The organism is Curvibacter lanceolatus ATCC 14669 (assembly GCF_000381265.1).
Lineage (GTDB): Bacteria > Pseudomonadota > Gammaproteobacteria > Burkholderiales > Burkholderiaceae_C > Curvibacter > Curvibacter lanceolatus.
The window spans coordinates 115,231-133,419 of record NZ_KB906253.1; the positions used below are offsets into that span (position 1 = coordinate 115,231).

Genomic DNA, 18,189 nt, shown 5'->3' on the forward strand with positions numbered 1-18,189 from the left:
AAATGGATCCAATAAAGCCGGCGGCCGCCGATTCGCTCAGCGTGGTGGCCAGCCTGCGGCAGCTCATCATGGACGGGCATTTCCCGCCCGGCGCCCGCCTGGCTGAAGAGGCCGTGGCCGAGGCGCTGGGCGTGTCGCGCACCCCCATCCGGCTGGCTTTCCGCACGCTGGAGCAAGAGGGCCTGCTCGAAAAGACCGGCAAGCGCGGCCTGGTGGTGCGTGATTTTTCAGAGGCTGATGTGCTGTGTGCCCTGGAGGTGCGTGGCGTGCTCGAAGGCCTGGCCGCCCGCCGCCTGGCCGAGCGCGGACTGGACACGGCCCTGCGCGAGCGACTGCAGGCCTGCCTGGACGAGGGCGAGCGCGTGCTGGCCCCCGGTGCCCTGCAACTGGAGAGCGTGGCCGCCTGGAGCGCGCTCAACGACAGCTTTCACAACGCCATCGTGGGCGCAGCCGGCAGCCAGGTGATTGGGGACGCCATCACACGCAACAACCACCTGCCCTTTGCCTCGGCGGGCTCGATCCAGATCGACAAGCTGGCGCTCGACCGCGAGTACCAGAAACTGCGCGTGGCCCAGTTGCAGCACCAGTTGGTGTTCGACGCCCTGCAGCGCGGCGAATCGGCCCGGGTGGAGATGCTGATGCGTGAGCACGCCTACATCGGCCTGCGCTACGGGCCCTTGCTGGGGGCGGCGGGGCTGGGCGGTCTGCGGCCCTGAGGGCGGTTTGGACGATCATCTTGAGCAACTGGCTTTGCTGCTGCTGGCCGCCGTGCTGGCCTCGACATTGAGCCTGGGCACGGTGATGGCGCTCAGCCAGCGCAACGGTTTCAACGATTTCCTGCGCGTCCGCAAGGAGCAGGAGCTAGACCGCTTCATCGGCGTGGTGGAACGTCACGCCGCGCAAGATCCCAGCCTGCAATGGCTGGACCGTGCCCCGGAGGCCATGCACCAGTTGGTGGGCGAGCATGAGCTACACCGACTCGCCCGGTGGGGTGTGTGTGCCTTGCGAGGCCAGCCCGCCGGGTGTGCGCTTCATCGAGGAAGACAGCGCCCCCGGTGTGGCTCCTGAGCAGTTGCATCGCCTGTTCGAGCCCCTGTTCCGCACTGAGGGCGCCCGCCTGCGCCAGCGACCGGGCTCGGCCGGCGGCGGCCTGGGCCTGGCCATTGCCCAGGCCATCGTCAAGGCCCACCAGGGCCGCATCACAGCCAGCCTGAGCCCGCTGGGCGGCCTGCGCATGGACATCGAACTGCCCCGTCAACCCGCCTGAGTTCTCAAGCCCGCCATGTCACAGCCTCTTGCCCCATCAGCCCCCGCCCTGGCCCCCCAGCCACCGGCCCCGCCACGCACCGTGCTGGTGGTGGAAGACGACTTCAAGATCGCCGACATGCTGAGCAACTACCTGGGGGCGCAGGGCTTTCGCGCGGTCTGGCTGTCGGAGGGCCGCCAGGTGGGCCCCTGCGTGCGTGAGTTGCAGCCCTCGGCGGTGCTGCTGGACCTGACCCTGCCCGACCAGGACGGCTTGTCGGTGTGCCGCGAACTGCGCACCTTCTCGGATGTGCCGGTGATGATGGTCACGGCGCGTGTCGATGAGATCGACCGCCTGGAGGGCCTGGAGACCGGTGTCGACGACTACGTGTGCAAGCCCTTCAGCCCGCGCGAGGTGGTGGCCCGCCTGAACGCCCTGTTGCGCCGGGCCGAGGGCTGGCTGGCCCAGGCAACCTGGCCGCCCGAACAGGGCTTTGTGGTGGACGAACCCGCGCTGCAGGTGCGCTGGCAGCGCCAGTCATTGGGCTTGTCCGCGGTGGAGTTTCGCCTGCTGCGCCTGCTGCTGTCGCGCCCCGGCCAGGTGCTGGAGCGCAGCCGCCTGCTCGACGAGGTGCACGAAGGCGATCTGCGCGACGTGAGCGACCGCGTGATCGACAGCCACATCAAGAACCTGCGCAAGAAGATCGAACGCCTGCGCCCCGAGGGCTCGGGCATCGTGTCGGTGTACGGGGTGGGCTACCGGATGGAGTTGCCGGGCGCGGCCTGACCCACCGATCGGGTCAAGGCCTCAATCCTCCGACTCGGCCAGCGTCACGGCCTGGCGCCGGGTGCTGCCGGCGCGCCACAGCGTGAGGGTGCAGGTCTGGCCCGGCTGCAATCGCTCCAGTGCGGTGAGCAGGTCGTCCATGGTCTCGACGGGCTCGCCTTCCACGGCGGTGATCACGTCACCGGCCACGATGCCGTTCTCGCTGCGGGTGAAGGCGCGCAGGCCGGCCTTGGCGGCCGGGCCGTTGCGCTGCAGGCGCACGATGGCCACGCCCTTGGGCAGGCCCAGGGCCCGGTTCAGGTCGGGCCCGGCGCCGCTCAGGCCCAGGGCCGGGCGCACCAGGCGGCCGTCGCGGATCAGGCTGGGCACGATGCGGTTGACCTCGTCCACAGGGATGGCAAAGCCGATGCCCGCGCTGGCCCCGGAGGGGCTGTAGATCGAGGTGTTGACACCGATCAGCCGGCCCGCCGAATCCAGCAGCGGCCCGCCCGAGTTGCCGGGGTTGATGGCCGCATCGGTCTGGATGGCCCCCTTGATGGTGCGGCGCGTGACGGATTCGATCTCGCGGTTGAGCGCGCTCACGATGCCCATGGTGAGGGTCTGGTCCAGCCCGAAGGGGTTGCCGATGGCGTACACCTGCTGCCCCACCTGCAACTCGCGGCTGCTGCCCAGCGGCAGCGGACGCAGCTTGCTGGCGGGGGCGTTGATGCGCAGCACCGCCAGATCGCGGTCGGCAAAGGCGCCCACCAGTTCGGCCCGGTAGCTGCTTTGGTCGGCCAGGGTGACCCGGGCGGCGGCAGCGCCCTGGATCACATGGAAATTGGTCACGATGTGGCCCTGGGTGTCCCACACAAAGCCGGTGCCCGTGCCCTGGGGCACCTGCTGCACATTCAGCGAGAACACATCCCGCTCCAGCCCCAGCGCCGTGATGTTGACCACCGAGGGCGAGCTGGCCTTGAACACGTTGATGTGGTTGAGCTCCTCGGCCCCCAGGGGCCCGCGCGGGCTCACTGCCCGGGGCGCGGCCGGCGTGCGGGCTTGCAGCGCAGGGGGGGCCACCAGCAGCAGGCTGGTGAGCATCAGAAGCCCGTGGGTGGCCAGGAATGCAAGCAGGCGCTTTTGCGAACGATGTTGCGAAAGTTTTTGCGAACTCATGCCGACAGGTTTCAGCGGTCTGGAATGCCGCGCATCATAGTCAGTTGTGCGTGGCGCTGCTGGCGCCTGCTTCGTTCAACTCGATGCGCAACTGCCGCTTCAGCAACTTGCCGCTGGGGTTCTTGGGCAGGGCGTCCACAAACACCACGCGCTTGGGGCACTTGAAGCCGGCCAGATGGGTGTTGCAATGGGCCATCACCTCGGCTTCGCTCAAGGTGTGGCCGGCTTTCACCACCACCACGGCGGTCACGGCCTCGACCCAGCGGGCGTCGGGCAGGCCCACCACCGCCACCTCGCTGACCTGGGGCAGGCGGTAGATGCTCTCTTCGACCTCGCGGCTGGCCACGTTCTCGCCGCCGGTCTTGATCATGTCTTTTTTGCGGTCGACCACCGTGATGTAGCCCTCGGCGTCCACCGTGGCCAGATCGCCGCTGTGGAACCAGCCGCCTTCAAAGGCGGCGCGGGTGCGCTCTTCGTCGTGGAAGTAGCCCAGCATCAGGTGCGGCGATCGGTGCACGATCTCACCCACCTCGCCAGGGGCCACGTCGCGCATCTGGTCGTCGACCACGCGGGTCTCCACATTGGTGACGGCGCGCCCGCAGGAGCCTGGTTTGCGCAGCTGGTCTTCAGGGCCCAGCATCGTGGCCAGCGGCGCGATCTCGGTCTGGCCGTACAGGTTCCACAGTTGCACACGGGGCAGGCGCTGGGCCAGTTCCTTGAGCACCTCGACCGGCATGATCGAGGCACCGTAATAGCCCTTGGCCAGGCTGGCCAGCCGTGCCTCGCTGAACTGGGGCGAGCGCAGCAGGGCAATCCAGACGGTGGGCGGGGCGAAGAAACTGGTGATGCGGTGGGTTTCGATCAGGTCCAGCAGGCGCTCGGCCACCGGGCGGCCGGTGATGATGTTGGTGGCCCCCACATAGATGGCGGGGCCGAAGAACACGTCGAGCTGGGCACAGTGGTACAGCGGCAGGGCGTGCAGCATCAGGTCGTCGCGGGCGATGGCCGCATCCATCACGCAGCTCACGTACTGCCACAGCACGGCGTCGTGGGTCAGCATGGCGCCCTTGGGGCTGGATTCGGTGCCGCTGGTGTAGACGATCTGGGCCAGGTCGGTGCTGTCGGGGCCCGGGCCTGGCAGCGGCGCATCGCAGCGGGCCAAGGTGTCGAAGTCGAGCATGCCCTGCGCCGGCTCGGTGGGCTCCTCGCTGGGCAGCCAGATGAACTGGCGCACCTGGGTCTGCAGGGTGGCGGCCTGGCGGGCCACGGGCGCGAACTCGGTGTCGGTGGCCAGGGTGCGGGCGCCGGCATGGCGCAGGATGAAGGCCACTTCGTCGGCCTTGAGCATGAAGTTGATCGGCACCAGCACGGCGCCCAGGCGGGCCAGGGCAAAGCGCATGGCCGCAAAGGCGTGCGAGTTGCGCGCCAGCAGGGCCACGTTGTCGCCCGGGGCGATGCCCTGCAGGGCCAGGCCCGCCGCCAGGCGGGTGACCAGGGCATCGAACTCGGCGTAGCTCCAGCGGGTGCTGCCGCACACGATGGCGGTCTTGTGGGGCAGGCGTTGTGCGGTGCGGCGCAGGATGTCGCCCAAGGTCTGGCGACGGCTGAGAGAGGGGTTCATGGCGGCGGCCCGGTTGGTGATTGCAACCCGCATCTGAACCGCCGTGGCCAGCACTGACAATCGGTGAAAGCCTGGGGCGCGGCTTCACGCAGGTGGTGAGCCCCACCCTCAAAGAGCCACAAGATGCCACCGCGGACTGCCTTGGGGCCGTATCGCCCCACCCCTGGGGGGGGGGGGGGGCTGCGGGGGAACATGCCCCGGGCCGCCAGGCGCCTGGCCTGGGCAAGCGTTGCCGCAGCGGGCGGCAGGCCACCAGAGGGAATCAGGGCTGTTTTGGAAACCCGCTGCGAAATGGCATTGCCAGCAATCGGTCCAGGCGCGAGTCCCCGGCCTCCCGGAAGTACTCCAGGCCGTACTCCTGGCCCAGGGCCTGATCCACTGGCAGGGATTGGCGGGTACCGAACAGGGTGTCGAACCACGGCAGCACCGAGCCGTAATTGCTGTTGGTGTAGCGCCTGTCGGCCATGTGGTGCAGGCGGTGGAAATTCGGTGTGACCACCACCAGGTTCAAAAGGCGGTTGAGTTTCTCGGGCAGGCTGATGTTGGCGTGGCTGAAGGCATCCGTGGCCAGGCGGAACAGGCTGTAGGCCAGCACGACGCCCTGGCTGGGCCCCAGCAGCAGCAAGAGCAGCAAGGTGGAGACGCTGCCCACCAGCACTTCGATCGGGTGATGACGGTGCGCGGTGGTGACGTCGGTCTCGGTGTCGCTGTGGTGCACGGCGTGTACCCGCCACAACCAGGGCACGGCATGAAACAGTCGGTGCATCCAATACACCAGGAGTTCGCTGGCGAGCAGTGTGACGGCAAATGAGTTCACGAATCCAAGCCCCTCAGAGGCCAACCAGCCTTGCCAGTGAGCCCCCAGCAAGCTCATGCAGGCCAGATAGAGCCAAGGGGTCAGCCACAACATCAAGCCGTGGTTGAGTGCGGTCAGCGTCAAGTTGTTCACGGCATGGCCCGAGGCGTTGGGGCCCGCCGGTCGAAAGGGCCGCCAGTTCTCGAAGACCATCCACACCACGATGGAGAAAACCAGGGCTGGCTCGATGCTGGCGCGGCCGAGGGATGTAAAAAATTGTTCCAACATGCCAACAGTCTAGCGGCTGGGGCTGAGCCGTCGGGTCGAGCCGATCTGTGCGCACCGGGGAGTGGAGGGGGGGCAGACAGGTCGTTGAGTCACCCTGAATGCGCTGTGGCGGTGGCACTTTCGCGATCTCCTGTACATTGGGGGTGGTTACAAATTAGTTACAAATTGAAGGTTGTTCATGTTTCTGGTCAAAATGATTCGTGGTTTCTCGGTGGTGCTTGCCGGTTTGACAGGCAAGTTGGCATTTGCCGGCTTCTCTGCCTCCCTGACCTATGCGCCCGCCACGGCCAGTGTGCCGACGCTGTCCGAGTGGACCTTGTTGGCGCTGATGGCCTTGGTTGCCATGATCAGCTACCGGCATTTGCGCGTTCGGCTGCAGGGGCGCCCTCTGGCGGCGGTGTTTTTGGCGGGTGCAGCGGGGGTGTTGGCAGTCTCGGCTGGCTATGTGGGTGAGCAAGCCATGGCCATCCCCGCACCCGGCTCCATGACATTGCCGGCGGGGGGCACCATCAACCTCGTCTGTGGATCCAATGGCAATGTGGTCAACACCACCAGCATCACCATGGCGGTGACTGCTGTGAACAGAGGCACGAACGTCACCACAACGGGCACTTGCACCAGTCTGCCGACGATGGCGCCCGCCGCGTCTTGTTCGATTGCTGTGCAGTGTCCGGGTTGAAGCTGTGCTTTGAGGGGCTTGCCCCTTGATGCCAGGCGAAAAGGCCATGTTTGACAACATGGCCTTTTTTTCAGGCGGCGCTGGTTTCGGGTGGGCTCAGACCACGGGCAGCATCTTGCCTGGGTTCAACAATCCTTGGGGGTCCAGAGCGCGCTTGACCTGCCACATCAGGGCCAGTTCGACCTCGGACTTGTACAGGCGCAGGTCGTCGCGCTTGGCCACGCCGATGCCGTGTTCGGCCGAGATCGAGCCGTGCAGGTGGTGCACCAGTTGGTCCACGGCGTGCGAGACGGCGCTGTAGTGGTGCTCCAGGTAGTCGCGGGCCGGGGTGTCGGCGGGGCGCAGGGGGTTGAAGTGCACGTTGCCGTCGCCCATGTGGCCGTAGATCACCATGCGGCTGCCCGGGGCCAGGGCTTGCACCTGGCGGCTGGCTGCGTCGATGAAGGCCGGGATGTCGGACAGCGGCACCGACACATCGCATTTGATGCTGCCGCCGGTGCGGGTCTGGGCGTCCGAGATTTCCTCGCGCAGGCGCCAGAAGGCCTGCACATCCGACAGGCTGGCGGCCAGGGCGGCGTCGTGCACCCAGCCCTGTTCCATGCCGGCTTCCAGCACCTGGGTCAGCTGGGCGTCCAGGGCGGCTTGCTCGCCCGTGGAGCTGAATTCCATCAACACCATCCAGGCGGGCTGGCCGGCCAGCGGCGGGCGTGCGCCGCCCAGGTAGTCGCACACCAGGGCCATGGCGTCGGCCGACACCAGCTCGAAGGCGGTGACCTGCGGGCCGGCCAGCTGCTTGGCCAGGCCCAGCAGTTGCACGGCGGCACGCGGGTCGCTGACGGCCACAAAGGCGGCCGACACGGCGCGTGGCTGCGGGTAGAGCTTGAGCACCGCGGCCGTGATGATGCCCAGGGTGCCTTCGGAGCCGATGAACAGTTGCTTCAGGTCGTAGCCCGTGTTGTCCTTGCGCAGGCCGCGCAGGCTGGCGTAAATGCGGCCATCGGGCAGCACGGCCTCGATGCCCAGCACCAGGTCGCGCATGTTGCCGTAGCGCAGCACGGCGGTGCCGCCCGCGTTGGTGGCCAGGTTGCCCCCGATCTGGCACGAGCCCTCCGAGCCGATGCGCAGCGGGAACAGGCGTTTGGCCTCGTCGGCCGCAGCACGCGCGCCGCTCAGGGTCACGCCGGCCTGCAGGGTCAGGGTGTCGTTCACCGTGTCCACGGCCAGCACCCGGTTCATGCGGCGCAGGTTGAGCACGATGGCACCCGAGTTCGGCTCAGGCACCGCCCCGCCCATCAGCGAGGTGTTGCCGCCTTGGGGCACCACGCGCACAGCGTGGGCGTGGCAGAGGGCCATCACCTGGCTGACCTCTTCGGTGCTGGCGGGCAGCACCACGGCCAGGGCATCGCCGCGGTAGAGCTTGCGGTAGTCGGTGGTGTAGCCGACGGTGTCAGCCGCCTCGGTCAGGCAGGCCTGGGGGCCGACGATGCGCGTGAGCGCAGCGATGAAATCAACGGGGGTGGACATGGGCGTTCAGGTGTAGGGGGAAGGGGGCGGCCGCCGTCAGGCCCTCAGTAGGCCGCACCCGGGGCCGGTGCGGCCACGGCGGGTGCGCTGGCCAGAAAGCTCGCGGCCAGCTTGCGCGCGGCCTGGGCATACAGCAGCACGTCGACACCGGTGGCGACAAAGGTGCAGCCCAGGTTCAGGTAGCGGCGGGCCAGCACGGGGTCGGAGGTCAGGGTGCCCGCAGCCTTGCCACTGGCGATGATGGTGCGCATGGCGCCTTCGATGGCGGCCTGCACCTCGGGGTGGCCTGGGTTGCCGCGGTGGCCCATCGAGGCGGCCAGATCGGCCGGGCCGATGAACACGCCGTCCACGCCATCCACGTCGCAGATGGCCTGCAGATGGCCGAGGGCGGTCACGGTTTCGGCCTGCACCAGCAGGCAGATTTCGCTGTCAGCCACCTGCAGGTAGTCGGCCCGGGCGCTCCAGCGCGAGGCCCGGCCCACGGCACTGCCCACGCCCCGGATGCCCTGGGGCGGGTAACGGGTGGCGCTGACCACCTGGGCGGCCTGCTCGGCGGTGTCCACCATGGGCACCAGCAGGTTCTGCACGCCGATGTCCAGCAGCTGCTTGATCAGGGCGGTGTCGGCCTGCACCGCGCGCACCACCGGCTGGGCCCGGTAGGGCGCCACCGCCTGCATTGCGGCCAGGGTGCTGCGCAGGTCGTTGGGGGCATGTTCGCCGTCGATCAGCAGCCAATCGAAGCCGGCCGTGGCGCTGACCTCGGCCAGGTAGGGGTTGGCCATCGACAGCCACAGGCCGACCTGGGCCTGGCGTTGTTGCAGGGCGTGTTTGAAGGGGTTGCCTGCGGGCAGGCCGGGTGAGTGTGTCATGGTGGGGGTCCCGGGTTCAAATGAGGGTGTTGCTGGCGTGGGCATCGGGCCGGGTTCAGCCCAGCCCGCCCTGGCACAGGTACTTGATGTGCTGGTAGTCGTCCAGCCCGTGCACCGAGCCCTCGCGGCCATAGCCCGAGGCCTTGACGCCGCCAAAGGGCGCGGCCTCGGCGGCCAGGGCGCCTTCGTTGATGCCCACGATGCCGCAATCCAGTGCCTCGCCCACGCGCCAGATGCGCGCCGGGTTCTGGCTGTAGAAGTAGGCGGCCAGGCCGTAAGGGGTGCCATTGGCCAGGGTCAGCACCTCGGCCTCGGTCTCGAAGCGCGACACCGGCACCACCGGGCCGAAGGTCTCTTCGCAGGCGCACTCCATGTCGGGCTGGGCTTCGGTGAGCACGGTGGGGGCGTAGTAGCCGGCGCCAGGGGTGTCGGCACGACTCAGGCGAAGCCCGCCCGTGCGCACGACGGCGCCCTTGGCCAAGGCATCCTGCACGTGGCGTTCGATCTTGGCCACGGCGCGCTCGTTGATCATGGGGCCGATCTGCGAGGCCGGGTCGCTGGCCGGGCCCACCTGCAGCGCGGCCACGCGGGCCACCAGCTTGTCGACAAAGGCCTCGTGCACGGTGTTTTGCACATACACGCGGTTGGGGCACACGCAGGTCTGGCCGCCGTTGCGGAACTTGGCCACCATCAGGCCTTCGACGGCGGCGTCCAGGTCGGCGTCCTCGAACACGATGAAGGGGGCGTTGCCGCCCAGCTCCAGCGACAGCTTCTTGAGCGTGGCGGCCGATTCGCGGGCCAGATGCCGGCCCACCGGGGTGCTTCCGGTGAAGCTGATCTTGCGCACGCGCTCATCGGCCAGCCACACATCGACCACCTCGGGCGTGCGCTCGCGTGAGGCCGTGACCAGGTTGAGCACCCCGGCGGGCACGCCGGCCTCTTGCGCCAGCTTGGCCAGGGCCAGGGCGGTGAGTGGGGTGTCTTCGGCCGGCTTGGCCACCACGGTGCAGCCGGCGGCCAGGGCCGGGGCGATCTTGCGCGCGATCATGGCGGCTGGGAAGTTCCAGGGCGTGATCACGGCCACCACACCCACGGGCTCGCGCACGGCCAGCAGGCGCTTGTGGGGGGCCGGGGTGGGGATCACCTCGCCGTTGGCGCGGGTGGCCTGCTCGGCAAACCATTCCACATAGCTGGCCGCGTACAGCACCTCGCCGCGGCCTTCGGCCAGGGGTTTGCCCTGCTCGCGGCTGATCAGGCGGCCCAGGTCGTCCTGGTGGGCCACGATCAGGTCGTTCCAGCGCTTGAGGATGGCGGCGCGATCGCGCGCGGGCAGGGCTTTCCAGGCCGGCCAGGCGGCCTGGGCGGCTTCCAGGGCGGCGCGGGCGTCGGCGGCGCCGCCATCGGGCACGCTGGCGATCAGGCTCAGGTCGGCGGGGTCGTGCACGGCCAGCGGGGCGCGGTCGGCCTGCAGGCCGGCACACCAGTGGCCGCCGATCAGGTGGCGGGTTTCGATCAGGTCGGCTCGGTTCAGGGCGAGCGGGTGGGGCACGGTCATGGGGTCTTGTCTGAAAAAAGGAGCAGGGCGGGGCAGGGGGTGGTCAGCTCACGATGCCCAGGTGCCAGGGCACGAACTCGTGGTCGCCCAGGCCCAGCAGTTCGCTCTTGGTGCGCTCGCCCGAGGCGTGGCGCAGGATGGCTTCGAAGATGCGCTGGCCCATGCCGGGCAGATCCACCTCGCCATCGAGGATGGCGCCGCAGTTGATGTCCATGTCTTCGCTCAGGCGCTGGTACATGGGGGTGTTGCTGGCCAGCTTGAGGGTGGGGGCCGGCTTGCTGCCGAACATCGAGCCGCGCCCGGTGGTGAAGCAGATCAGGTTGGCGCCGCTGGCGATCTGGCCGGTGGCCGAGACCGGGTCGTAGCCTGGCGAATCCATGAAGACAAAGCCCTTGCGGTCGATGGCCTCGGCATAGGCGTACACGCCCTGCAGCGGCGTGGTGCCGCACTTCATGGCCGAGCCCAGCGATTTCTCAAAGATGTTGGCCAGGCCGCCGGCCTGGTTGCCCGGGCCCACCACGCCGTTGAACTGGCCGTTGTGGCCCCGGGTGTATTCGGCCCACCAGGCCAGCTGGTCCAGCAGCTTCTGCCCCACCTCGGGCGAGACGGCGCGACGCGTGAGCATGTATTCCACGCCGTGGATTTCGGGGGTTTCCGACAGGATGGCGGTGCCGCCATGGCGCACCAGGATGTCCATGGCCTCGCCCAGGGCCGGGTTGGCGGTGATGCCCGAAAAGCCGTCGGAGCCGCCGCACTGCAGGCCGATGCTGATGTGGCTGGCCGGCACGGTCTGGCGCTGGTAGGCGTTGGCCAGGGGCAGCATCTCTTCGATGGCGCGGATGCCGGCTTCGATGGTGACCCGGGTGCCGCCCATGTCCTGCATGACCATGCTGCGCATCAGGCGGCCGCTTTGCAGGCCTTGCGAGTCCATCAGGTCGGCCACCTGGTTGCGTTCGCAGCCCAGGCCCACCACCAGCACGCCGGCCAGGTTGGGGTGGCGCGCGTAGCCGGCCAGGGTGCGGCGCAGCAGGTCGAAGTGCGGGCTGGGCGAAGACATGCCGCAGCCCGTGGTCTGGGTGAAGGCGACCACGCCGTCCACATTGGGGAAGTCTTTCAGGCGCTCGGGCGTGAAGTGCGCCGCAATGCGGCTGATGGCCGTGGCCGAGCAGTTCACCGAGGCCAGGATGCCCACGAAATTGCGCGTGCCCACCCGGCCGTCCTCACGCACATAGCCTTCGAAGGTGGCCTGTTCGGCCGCGCTCACGTAGCTGACGGGGCGCACATCCAGACCAAAGCCCGGGTCGCGGTCGAACTCGGTCAGGCTGAGGTTGTGGGTGTGCACGTAGTCACCGGGCTCGATGTCGCGCCCGGCCACGCCGATCACCGCGTTGTACTTGCGCACCGGCTCGCCCTGGGCAATGCGGCTGGCGGCGATCTTGTGGCCGGCCGGCACCTGGGCGCGGGCCCGGGCCGCCAGCCCGGGCAGGGTCTGGCCCAGCGCGATGGGCTCTTTGGCGATCAGAACGTTGTCTGCCGCGTGCAGACGGATCAGGTGGGGGGTGGTGCTCATGGCCAATCAGCCTTTTTCCAGGAGTTCTTTGAGCTTGAGGCGCTCGATCAGGGCGGTGTCGCGTTGGTAGACCTCGGCCACATAGCGTTTGTAGTCGGGGCCGTCCAGGTACATCAGGGGGGCGTCGATGCGGGCCGCCACGGCCTTGAATTCGTCGCTGGCCACGGCCTGGCGGAAGGCGTCGCGCAGCTTCTTCTCGATGGCGGGTGGCAGGCCGGCCGGGGCGCCGATGCCGTTGGGGGCATCCACCACCACCTTGAAGCCCAGCTCTTGCAGGGTGGGCGTGCTGTTGAAGCGCGGCGTGCGCTGCTCACCCCAGGTGGCCAGCAGGCGCAGCTTGCCGCCCTCGACGTGGGGTGCCCAGGAGCTGGAGTCGGCCAGCATGTCGACCTGGCCGCCCAGGGTGTCGTTGAGGGCGGCCGCCCCGCCCTTGTAGGCGATGCCGCTGAGCTGGATGCCGGCGGCCATGGCGAACTCTTCCATGCCCACATGGGTGGCGCCGCCGATGCCGGCGTGGGCGTAGGTCAGCTGGCCGGGGTGGGCCTTGGCGTGCTCGACCATGTCCTTCAAGGTTTTGAAGCGCGAATCGGCGGGCACAGCAATGCCGAAGGTCTGGCCCGAGGTGCGGGCCAGGTAGCTGAAGTCTTTCAGCGGGTTGGTCTGTACCGTGCCCAACTGCGCGAAGCGTGTGACCGAGATCGGGATCTGACCGACGGTGTAGCCGTCGGGCTTGGCGCCGGCCAGGGCTTTCACGCCGATCATGCCGGCCGCGCCGGCCTTGTTGTCCACGGCAATCGGTTGCTTGAGGATGCGGCCCGCCACCTGGCAGATGGCGCGCATGGACACATCGGCCGTGCCGCCGGCCGGCCAGGGGCAGATGAAGTTGATGGGGCGGCTGGGGTAGTCGTCAGCGGCAGCGGCCAGGGTGGGCAGGGTGGCAGCCGTGCCGCCGATCAAGGGGGCGAGGGCGGCACCAGCCAGCCAGTCGCGGCGGTTGAGGCGAGGCAGTTTCATGGGGCAATGTCTCCGTCTGTTATGGGTTGTCGGGCCGCATGGTGCGCTTTTGATTCATAACCGTCCAATCGATAATTGGAAACTTCACATGAGTTTTTACTCATGTAACATCCGCGCATGTCACACATTGACCGGGCCTTGCGCTCCAACATCAAGCTGCGCCACCTGCAATTGCTGCTGGCGCTGAACGAGTTCCGGCACCTGGGCCGCACGGCCGAGTTTTTGTCGGTCACCCAGCCGGCGGTGTCCAAGATGCTGGGCGAGATCGAGGAGATGCTGGGCCTGCAGCTGTTCGACCGCTCCCGCCGTGGCACCGAGCCCACGGCAGCCGGCCTGGCCATGCTGCGCTTCGCCCGCTCGGTGCTGGCCGACTACGAACGCACCCGCGACGAGATCAGCACCATCGAGCGCGGGGTGGCCGGCCGAGCCCGCGTGGGCGCCATGGTGGTGGGCCTGCCCACATTGCTGGCGCCGGCCATCGAGCGCCTGAAGGCCGAATCCTCAGGCGCCACCGTGCTGATCGAAGAGGGCGACCTGACGCACCTGCTGCCCAAGCTGCGCCTGGGCGAGCTGGACCTGTTCGTGGGCCGGCTGGAGCCCGGCTACGCCGCCCCCGACCTGCTGACCGAGGCGCTGTACGACGAACGCATGCGCGTGGTGCTGCGCCCCGACCACCCCTTGCTGGCCGGCGCCACCCCCCCGGGCTGGCATGAGCTGGCCGGCTGTCGCTGGGTGGCCCCACCGCCCTGGGCCTCGATGCGTGTGAAGCTGGAGCAGCAGTTTTTCCGCTTGGGCCTGACCCCGCCGCTGGATGTGGTCGAGACCGCTTCTTTCCTGGGCCAGTTGACTTTGCTGCGCGACCAGAACGCCGCCGCCCTGATGGCCGATTCGGTGGCCCGGCACTTTGCGGCGCTGGGCCTGCTCACCCCGCTGCCCCTGGCCGTGGAGGCCGAGGTGCCCCCCGTGGGCATGATCACCCTGCGCGGGCGGCCACTGACGCCGATCACCCAGCGTTTGCAGAGTTGGGTGCGGGCGGTGGCCGCTGAACGGGCCGGATGACAGCCTGGTCCTGAACCGGGCAGGGTGCCCCTGTCAGGACTTCGCCCCCACGGGCTGGCCCCGTGTGGCCAGCCAGCACAGCACCGCCCCACCACACACCATGCCGGTGCCCAGCCAGAAGGCGGGCGTCAAGGGCACCTGCAGCAGGGCCGCGGCCAGCGCCGCCGAGAACACCGGCGTGAAATAAGAGGCCCCGGCCAGCACCGTGACGTTGCCGTGCAGGATGCCCACGTTCCAGGCGCCATAGCCCAGGCCCATGGCCGCAGCGGCAAACACCAGGTGGATGCCGGTGGACAGGCTCCAGTGCATGGGCTCGCCGCCCACGATGAGGTACTTGGCCCACAGGCTGAGGGCGGTGAGCGTGACGAACAGGGTGATGGCGTTGCGGCCGCGCGCCATGCGGGCGGTGACCGTGCAGTAGGCCGCCCACAGCAGGGCGCCGAGAAAGGCCAGCCCGTAGCTCAAGGGGTTGCTCTGGATGTTGGTCAGCATGCCGGCCCAGTCCAGCCCTTGTTCACCCGCCAGCACCCGGCAGATGCCTGCCAGGGCGATCAGCACGCCCGGCACGATCAGGCCGTTGGCGCGCTGGCCATTGAAGGCGATGGCGGCCAGCAGGGTGAAGGTGGGCCACAGGTAATTGACCATGCCGACCTCGATGGCCTGCTGGGCCGTGTGGGCGTAGCCGATCGACAGCGACAGGCACCACTCGTAAGCCACGAACAGCAGGCTGCCCCAGCCCAGGTAGGCCCGGGGGATGGTGCGCAGCGGGGTGAAGCCCGCCGTGAGGGCCAGCAGCAAGGCCCCCAGCGTGTAGATCATGGCCGCGCCCCCTGTGGGCCCCAGGCACGTGCTGACGCTGCGGATCAGCCCCACGACCGAAGACCAGAGAACAATCGCGATGAGGCCGACCAGGGTGGCGTGGCGGATACTGAGTGGGGGACGAGGCATGGCCGGGATTATCCAAGCCCGATCCGGCCCTGATGGGGTGGAGCGCTTTCTGATGCCTGCGGTTGTGGTGCTTGAAAAAAACTGATGCAAGCTCATCCATCCGGCCAGCGATCCCGTTGGTGGATAACATCTCGCCCAATTTGCAAACTCGCCGGCACCCACCGACGGGGTGACAAGACGGGGTGGCTGCCTCACCAGGGCGGCACACCAACGCGATACCCGAGACAAGAAAGCATTCAACATGGCGATCCACGCCTTTCAGCCGGCTCACTTTTTGGCTGTGCTGGCCCTTCTGCATCGAGCGCCGTCTGCGGCCCGGGCACGGCATCTTTTCCCAATCCCCCAGTCCCCCAAGCTTTGATGGCGCGCCGGTCCTGAGCGTTGCTCTGGCTCCCCTATGGCTTTGCGCTTTGGCGCGCCCGCTGCCTGGCACTGCCCAAGGCTTGCCTGTCTGGCGGGTCGCACCCTTTTTCTACCTTGGTCTTTTCCTTTTTCAACCACGACTCACGAGGACGTTCCCATGAAAAAAATCCTGTTCAACATGACCGCTGTCGCTCTGGCTTTGACGGCGGTGGCCGCTCAGGCGCAGGAGCGCATCCGCGTCGGCTTCATGAGCCCGATCACCGGGCCGCAGGCCGCCAACGGCATTGACAACCGCGACGGCGCCCAACTGGCCATCAAGGAGCTCAACGCCAAGGGCCTGAAGGTGGGCGGCAAGCCGGTGGTGTTCGAGCTGGACATCCATGACGACGTGGCCGACCCCAAGCAGGGCGTGCAGGTGGCCCAGACCCTGGCCGACAAGCAGGTGAAGTTTGTTCTGGGCCCTTACAACTCGGGCGTGACCGTGCCGGCAGCGCGGGTGCTCAATGAGTCGGATGTGGTGGTGCTGACCGTGGCCTCCAACCCCAAGGTCACCGAGCTGGGCTACAACAACCTGTTCCGCATCGGGGCCAGCGACAACCAGCTGGGCGCCAAGATGGCCACCTACGCCGCGCAAGACCTCAAGGTCAAGACCGTGGCCGTGATCGATGACCGCACCGCCTACGGTCAGGGCGTGGCCAAGGAATTCACCGAGCAGGCCAAGCGCCTGGGCCTGAAGGTGGTGGCCAATGAATTCACCACCGACAAGGCCACCGATTTCAGCGCCATCCTGACCAATGTGCGGGCCTCCAAGGCCGAGGCCGTGTTCTTCGGCGGCTACTCGCCTCAGGGCGGCCCGATGCTGCGCCAGATGCGTTCGCTGGGCCTGACCGTGCCGCTGCTGGGCGGGGACGGCATCTGCTCGTCCGAGACCGCCTCCCTGGCCCAGGTCTCAGGCGATCTGAACACCTTCTGCACCCAGGGCGGCTCGATGCTCGACAAGAGCGACAAGGGCCAGAAGTTCGTCGAGCGCTACCGCGCCGAGTACAAGCGCGATCCGCTGACCTACGCCGCCGCCTTCTACGACGGCATGTACCTGCTGGCCGGTGCCATCGAGGCCACCCAATCGCTGGACGCCAAGAAGATCGTGCAGGCCATCGCGGCCGGCAAATACGCGGGCGTGACCGGCGAGTTTGCCTACGACCCCAAGCACGACCTGAAGTCGTCTGCTGTCACGGTCTACACCTTCAAAGGCAAGGACGTGGTGCCGCTCAAGAGTCTGTGAACGTTTGCGGGGGGCCTGACGGCCCTCCTTCATATCCCTGGGGCCGCCTACAAGACCGCTTCCAGGCCTTTGCGCTCCAGAAGGTGGAGCAGCTTGAGCGAAGGGCCACTGGGCTGCTTTTCGCCGGATTCCCATTTGCGCACCGACGATGGGCTGGCATTCAACACCGATGCCAGCACCGTCTGGCTGAGCTGAAGGCGCTCGCGCAGGGCCCGGATGCGCTGTCGGTCATAAGGGGGGATGGGTTGCAGGCACAGCACATCGATCTGTTGCTGCTTGCGTTTGTCGATGAAGCCCAGGCGTCCCAGGTCAGTCGAAGTTTCATGGACTGCTGCAAGAATCCGGCTTTTTGGCGGGGAGGCTTGATGGGGTGGCTTCATGGCCAATCTCCTGCAACGTGCCGTCTGCAACGGCGGTTTCAAGTTCGGTGTCATTCAGGCTCAATAGCGAGGCGGCCAGCAATTGCAAGGCCTGCAGTTCGGTGGGCGTAACGTTGGCACGCTCGTTTTTCTCAAAGCCGAAGAGATAGAACCAGTGGCTGCCTTGACGGGTGGCCACCAGAGTTCGGGTGCTGCCTTGTTTGCCTCGTCCTGGCAACGCAACCCGCTTCTTCAAGATATGACCACCCAATTCTGCGTCGATCAATCCAGCCACCATTTCCTCGACGGCGGCACAGAGTGCCACATGGGTCAAGGCCGTTTTGCGCATCCAGCGGGCGAAGTGCCTTGTTATGAAAACCCGATGTTGGGGCACAGTATGCCACTTAGTGGCACTGTATTTCCGGCCGTAGCTCATGGGAAATGAGAGAGTTGTCCCTCATTCTTTTGGCACGGAAAGGCAGCGCGGCCGTCGAAGGCCAGCGTCATGATGGAAGGCCATTCCGACGGCGTACCCGGGTAGGTGGCACCCAATGGGGCGGCATCGCCTGGACCGGCTCATGCAGAGCAGTCGCTGCCACCTGGGATCCCTGCAAGCTCGCAGCTTCGCAGTTGGGCGGCGTTGTCAGGGGTGGGCAGCGGGTCGATCAGGGCGCCGGAGCAGGCGCCGGCGTGGCCAGGGGCTGGCCTTTTTCCACCACATAGACGCCGACCAGCTTGGTCGCTGTCTGGCCGTGGTTGATGGCGTTGTGCACCACCCCGGCCGGGATCACAAAGGCCTCACCGGCCGCCACCTTGCGTGCGGGCTGGCCCGCCATCAGCAGGGTGGCTTCGCCCTCTTGCACATAGCTGATCTCATCGCCGGGGTGGGTGTGCCAGCCGGCGGCACTGCCCGGGCTCACCTCCACCCGGGCCACCACCGCCTCGCGGTTGGCGACCGACACATCGGCCTTGGTGACCAGGGTGCGGGTCAGGCCTGAAGCCTGTGCCAGGCACAGCGGTGCGGCGACCAGGCAGGCCAGGCCGATGAAAGCGCGTTGAAGCCGTTGGGACATGA

General features: G+C 67.7%; 18 protein-coding genes. 6 read left to right on the forward strand and 12 right to left on the reverse strand.

Annotated elements, in window-relative coordinates:
• Positions 1–2 precede the first annotated feature (2 nt).
• The 3 genes from F624_RS0100550 to F624_RS0100565 all read left to right on the forward strand — a co-directional run bounded on the left by F624_RS0100550 (position 3) and on the right by F624_RS0100565 (position 2,032).
• Positions 3–716, forward strand: coding sequence for a GntR family transcriptional regulator (locus F624_RS0100550; RefSeq protein WP_019572293.1), 714 nt, complete (start codon positions 3–5; stop codon positions 714–716).
• Positions 717–964: 248 nt separating this feature from the next.
• On the forward strand, positions 965–1,267 hold the full coding sequence (locus tag F624_RS0100560) for an ATP-binding protein (protein WP_019572294.1): 303 nt from the start codon (positions 965–967) through the stop codon (positions 1,265–1,267).
• Between the two features lie 15 nt (positions 1,268–1,282).
• The gene (locus F624_RS0100565; RefSeq protein WP_019572295.1) at positions 1,283–2,032 is read left to right on the forward strand and encodes a response regulator; all 750 of its coding nucleotides are present in this window, start codon (positions 1,283–1,285) and stop codon (positions 2,030–2,032) included.
• A gap of 21 nt (positions 2,033–2,053) precedes the next feature.
• Here F624_RS0100565 and F624_RS0100570 read toward each other — a convergent pair whose 3' ends face one another.
• The 3 genes from F624_RS0100570 to F624_RS0100580 all read right to left on the reverse strand — a co-directional run bounded on the left by F624_RS0100570 (position 2,054) and on the right by F624_RS0100580 (position 5,892).
• Complete coding sequence (locus tag F624_RS0100570) at positions 2,054–3,187, reverse strand: S1C family serine protease (RefSeq protein ID WP_019572296.1); 1,134 nt, start codon at positions 3,185–3,187, stop codon at positions 2,054–2,056.
• Positions 3,188–3,227: 40 nt separating this feature from the next.
• The gene (locus F624_RS0100575) at positions 3,228–4,808 is read right to left on the reverse strand and encodes an acyl-CoA synthetase (protein WP_043425255.1); all 1,581 of its coding nucleotides are present in this window, start codon (positions 4,806–4,808) and stop codon (positions 3,228–3,230) included.
• A 262-nt stretch (positions 4,809–5,070) separates the two neighbouring features.
• The gene (locus F624_RS0100580) at positions 5,071–5,892 is read right to left on the reverse strand and encodes a sterol desaturase family protein (RefSeq protein WP_019572298.1); all 822 of its coding nucleotides are present in this window, start codon (positions 5,890–5,892) and stop codon (positions 5,071–5,073) included.
• 178 nt (positions 5,893–6,070) lie between these two features.
• On the opposite strand from F624_RS0100580, the gene F624_RS33125 reads away from it, so the two are divergent.
• Positions 6,071–6,571, forward strand: coding sequence for a midcut-by-XrtH protein (locus tag F624_RS33125; protein WP_019572299.1), 501 nt, complete (start codon positions 6,071–6,073; stop codon positions 6,569–6,571).
• Between the two features lie 96 nt (positions 6,572–6,667).
• Here F624_RS33125 and F624_RS0100590 read toward each other — a convergent pair whose 3' ends face one another.
• The 5 genes from F624_RS0100590 to F624_RS0100610 all read right to left on the reverse strand — a co-directional run bounded on the left by F624_RS0100590 (position 6,668) and on the right by F624_RS0100610 (position 13,103).
• Positions 6,668–8,095, reverse strand: coding sequence for an FAD-binding oxidoreductase (locus F624_RS0100590; protein ID WP_019572300.1), 1,428 nt, complete (start codon positions 8,093–8,095; stop codon positions 6,668–6,670).
• A gap of 44 nt (positions 8,096–8,139) precedes the next feature.
• Complete coding sequence (hpaI, locus tag F624_RS0100595) at positions 8,140–8,946, reverse strand: 4-hydroxy-2-oxoheptanedioate aldolase (RefSeq protein ID WP_031253744.1); 807 nt, start codon at positions 8,944–8,946, stop codon at positions 8,140–8,142.
• A gap of 73 nt (positions 8,947–9,019) precedes the next feature.
• Positions 9,020–10,519: an NAD-dependent succinate-semialdehyde dehydrogenase gene (locus F624_RS0100600; RefSeq protein ID WP_019572302.1), complete on the reverse strand. Its 1,500-nt coding sequence runs from the start codon at positions 10,517–10,519 to the stop codon at positions 9,020–9,022.
• Positions 10,520–10,562: 43 nt separating this feature from the next.
• Positions 10,563–12,089, reverse strand: a complete 1,527-nt coding sequence (locus tag F624_RS0100605) for a UxaA family hydrolase (protein ID WP_031253745.1) — start codon at positions 12,087–12,089, stop codon at positions 10,563–10,565.
• Positions 12,090–12,095: 6 nt separating this feature from the next.
• A complete protein-coding gene (locus tag F624_RS0100610; protein WP_019572304.1) occupies positions 12,096–13,103 on the reverse strand; it encodes a tripartite tricarboxylate transporter substrate binding protein in 1,008 nt (335 codons plus the stop codon).
• Positions 13,104–13,220: 117 nt separating this feature from the next.
• Here F624_RS0100610 and F624_RS0100615 point away from each other — a divergent pair, with 117 nt between their 5' ends.
• Complete coding sequence (locus F624_RS0100615) at positions 13,221–14,162, forward strand: LysR family transcriptional regulator (RefSeq protein ID WP_019572305.1); 942 nt, start codon at positions 13,221–13,223, stop codon at positions 14,160–14,162.
• Positions 14,163–14,195: 33 nt separating this feature from the next.
• Here F624_RS0100615 and yddG read toward each other — a convergent pair whose 3' ends face one another.
• Entirely contained in the window at positions 14,196–15,110 is a 915-nt protein-coding gene (gene yddG, locus F624_RS0100620; protein WP_031253746.1) for an aromatic amino acid DMT transporter YddG, read from the reverse strand.
• Positions 15,111–15,630: 520 nt separating this feature from the next.
• Here yddG and F624_RS0100625 point away from each other — a divergent pair.
• Positions 15,631–16,755: a branched-chain amino acid ABC transporter substrate-binding protein gene (locus tag F624_RS0100625; protein ID WP_019572307.1), complete on the forward strand. Its 1,125-nt coding sequence runs from the start codon at positions 15,631–15,633 to the stop codon at positions 16,753–16,755.
• A 47-nt stretch (positions 16,756–16,802) separates the two neighbouring features.
• Here F624_RS0100625 and F624_RS0100630 read toward each other — a convergent pair whose 3' ends face one another.
• The 3 genes from F624_RS0100630 to F624_RS0100635 all read right to left on the reverse strand — a co-directional run bounded on the left by F624_RS0100630 (position 16,803) and on the right by F624_RS0100635 (position 18,187).
• Positions 16,803–17,135: a helix-turn-helix domain-containing protein gene (locus F624_RS0100630; RefSeq protein WP_031253749.1), complete on the reverse strand. Its 333-nt coding sequence runs from the start codon at positions 17,133–17,135 to the stop codon at positions 16,803–16,805.
• On the reverse strand, positions 17,077–17,550 hold the full coding sequence (locus F624_RS33845; protein ID WP_084679355.1) for a type II toxin-antitoxin system RelE/ParE family toxin: 474 nt from the start codon (positions 17,548–17,550) through the stop codon (positions 17,077–17,079). Before F624_RS33845 ends, F624_RS0100630 begins: the two co-directional genes overlap by 59 nt.
• 229 nt (positions 17,551–17,779) lie before the next feature.
• Positions 17,780–18,187, reverse strand: a complete 408-nt coding sequence (locus F624_RS0100635) for a cupin domain-containing protein (protein ID WP_019572310.1) — start codon at positions 18,185–18,187, stop codon at positions 17,780–17,782.
• Between the last annotated feature and the right edge of the window lie 2 nt (positions 18,188–18,189).

Excerpts from the sequence above, each read along its gene's own strand:
- F624_RS0100635 (WP_019572310.1), bottom strand. The coding sequence starts at position 18,187 with ATGTCCCAACGGCTTCAACGCGCTTTCATCGGCCTGGCCTGCCTGGTC.
- F624_RS33845 (WP_084679355.1), bottom strand. The coding sequence starts at position 17,550 with ATGAGCTACGGCCGGAAATACAGTGCCACTAAGTGGCATACTGTGCCC.
- F624_RS0100615 (WP_019572305.1), top strand. The coding sequence starts at position 13,221 with ATGTCACACATTGACCGGGCCTTGCGCTCCAACATCAAGCTGCGCCAC.
- F624_RS0100575 (WP_043425255.1), bottom strand. The coding sequence starts at position 4,808 with ATGAACCCCTCTCTCAGCCGTCGCCAGACCTTGGGCGACATCCTGCGC.
- F624_RS0100590 (WP_019572300.1), bottom strand. The coding sequence starts at position 8,095 with ATGTCCACCCCCGTTGATTTCATCGCTGCGCTCACGCGCATCGTCGGC.
- F624_RS0100580 (WP_019572298.1), bottom strand. The coding sequence starts at position 5,892 with ATGTTGGAACAATTTTTTACATCCCTCGGCCGCGCCAGCATCGAGCCA.
- F624_RS0100565 (WP_019572295.1), top strand. The coding sequence starts at position 1,283 with ATGTCACAGCCTCTTGCCCCATCAGCCCCCGCCCTGGCCCCCCAGCCA.
- F624_RS33125 (WP_019572299.1), top strand. The coding sequence starts at position 6,071 with ATGTTTCTGGTCAAAATGATTCGTGGTTTCTCGGTGGTGCTTGCCGGT.
- F624_RS0100605 (WP_031253745.1), bottom strand. The coding sequence starts at position 12,089 with ATGAGCACCACCCCCCACCTGATCCGTCTGCACGCGGCAGACAACGTT.
- yddG (WP_031253746.1), bottom strand. The coding sequence starts at position 15,110 with ATGCCTCGTCCCCCACTCAGTATCCGCCACGCCACCCTGGTCGGCCTC.
- F624_RS0100625 (WP_019572307.1), top strand. The coding sequence starts at position 15,631 with ATGAAAAAAATCCTGTTCAACATGACCGCTGTCGCTCTGGCTTTGACG.
- F624_RS0100550 (WP_019572293.1), top strand. The coding sequence starts at position 3 with ATGGATCCAATAAAGCCGGCGGCCGCCGATTCGCTCAGCGTGGTGGCC.
- F624_RS0100610 (WP_019572304.1), bottom strand. The coding sequence starts at position 13,103 with ATGAAACTGCCTCGCCTCAACCGCCGCGACTGGCTGGCTGGTGCCGCC.
- F624_RS0100630 (WP_031253749.1), bottom strand. The coding sequence starts at position 17,135 with ATGAAGCCACCCCATCAAGCCTCCCCGCCAAAAAGCCGGATTCTTGCA.
- F624_RS0100600 (WP_019572302.1), bottom strand. The coding sequence starts at position 10,519 with ATGACCGTGCCCCACCCGCTCGCCCTGAACCGAGCCGACCTGATCGAA.
- F624_RS0100570 (WP_019572296.1), bottom strand. The coding sequence starts at position 3,187 with ATGAGTTCGCAAAAACTTTCGCAACATCGTTCGCAAAAGCGCCTGCTT.
- F624_RS0100560 (WP_019572294.1), top strand. The coding sequence starts at position 965 with ATGAGCTACACCGACTCGCCCGGTGGGGTGTGTGTGCCTTGCGAGGCC.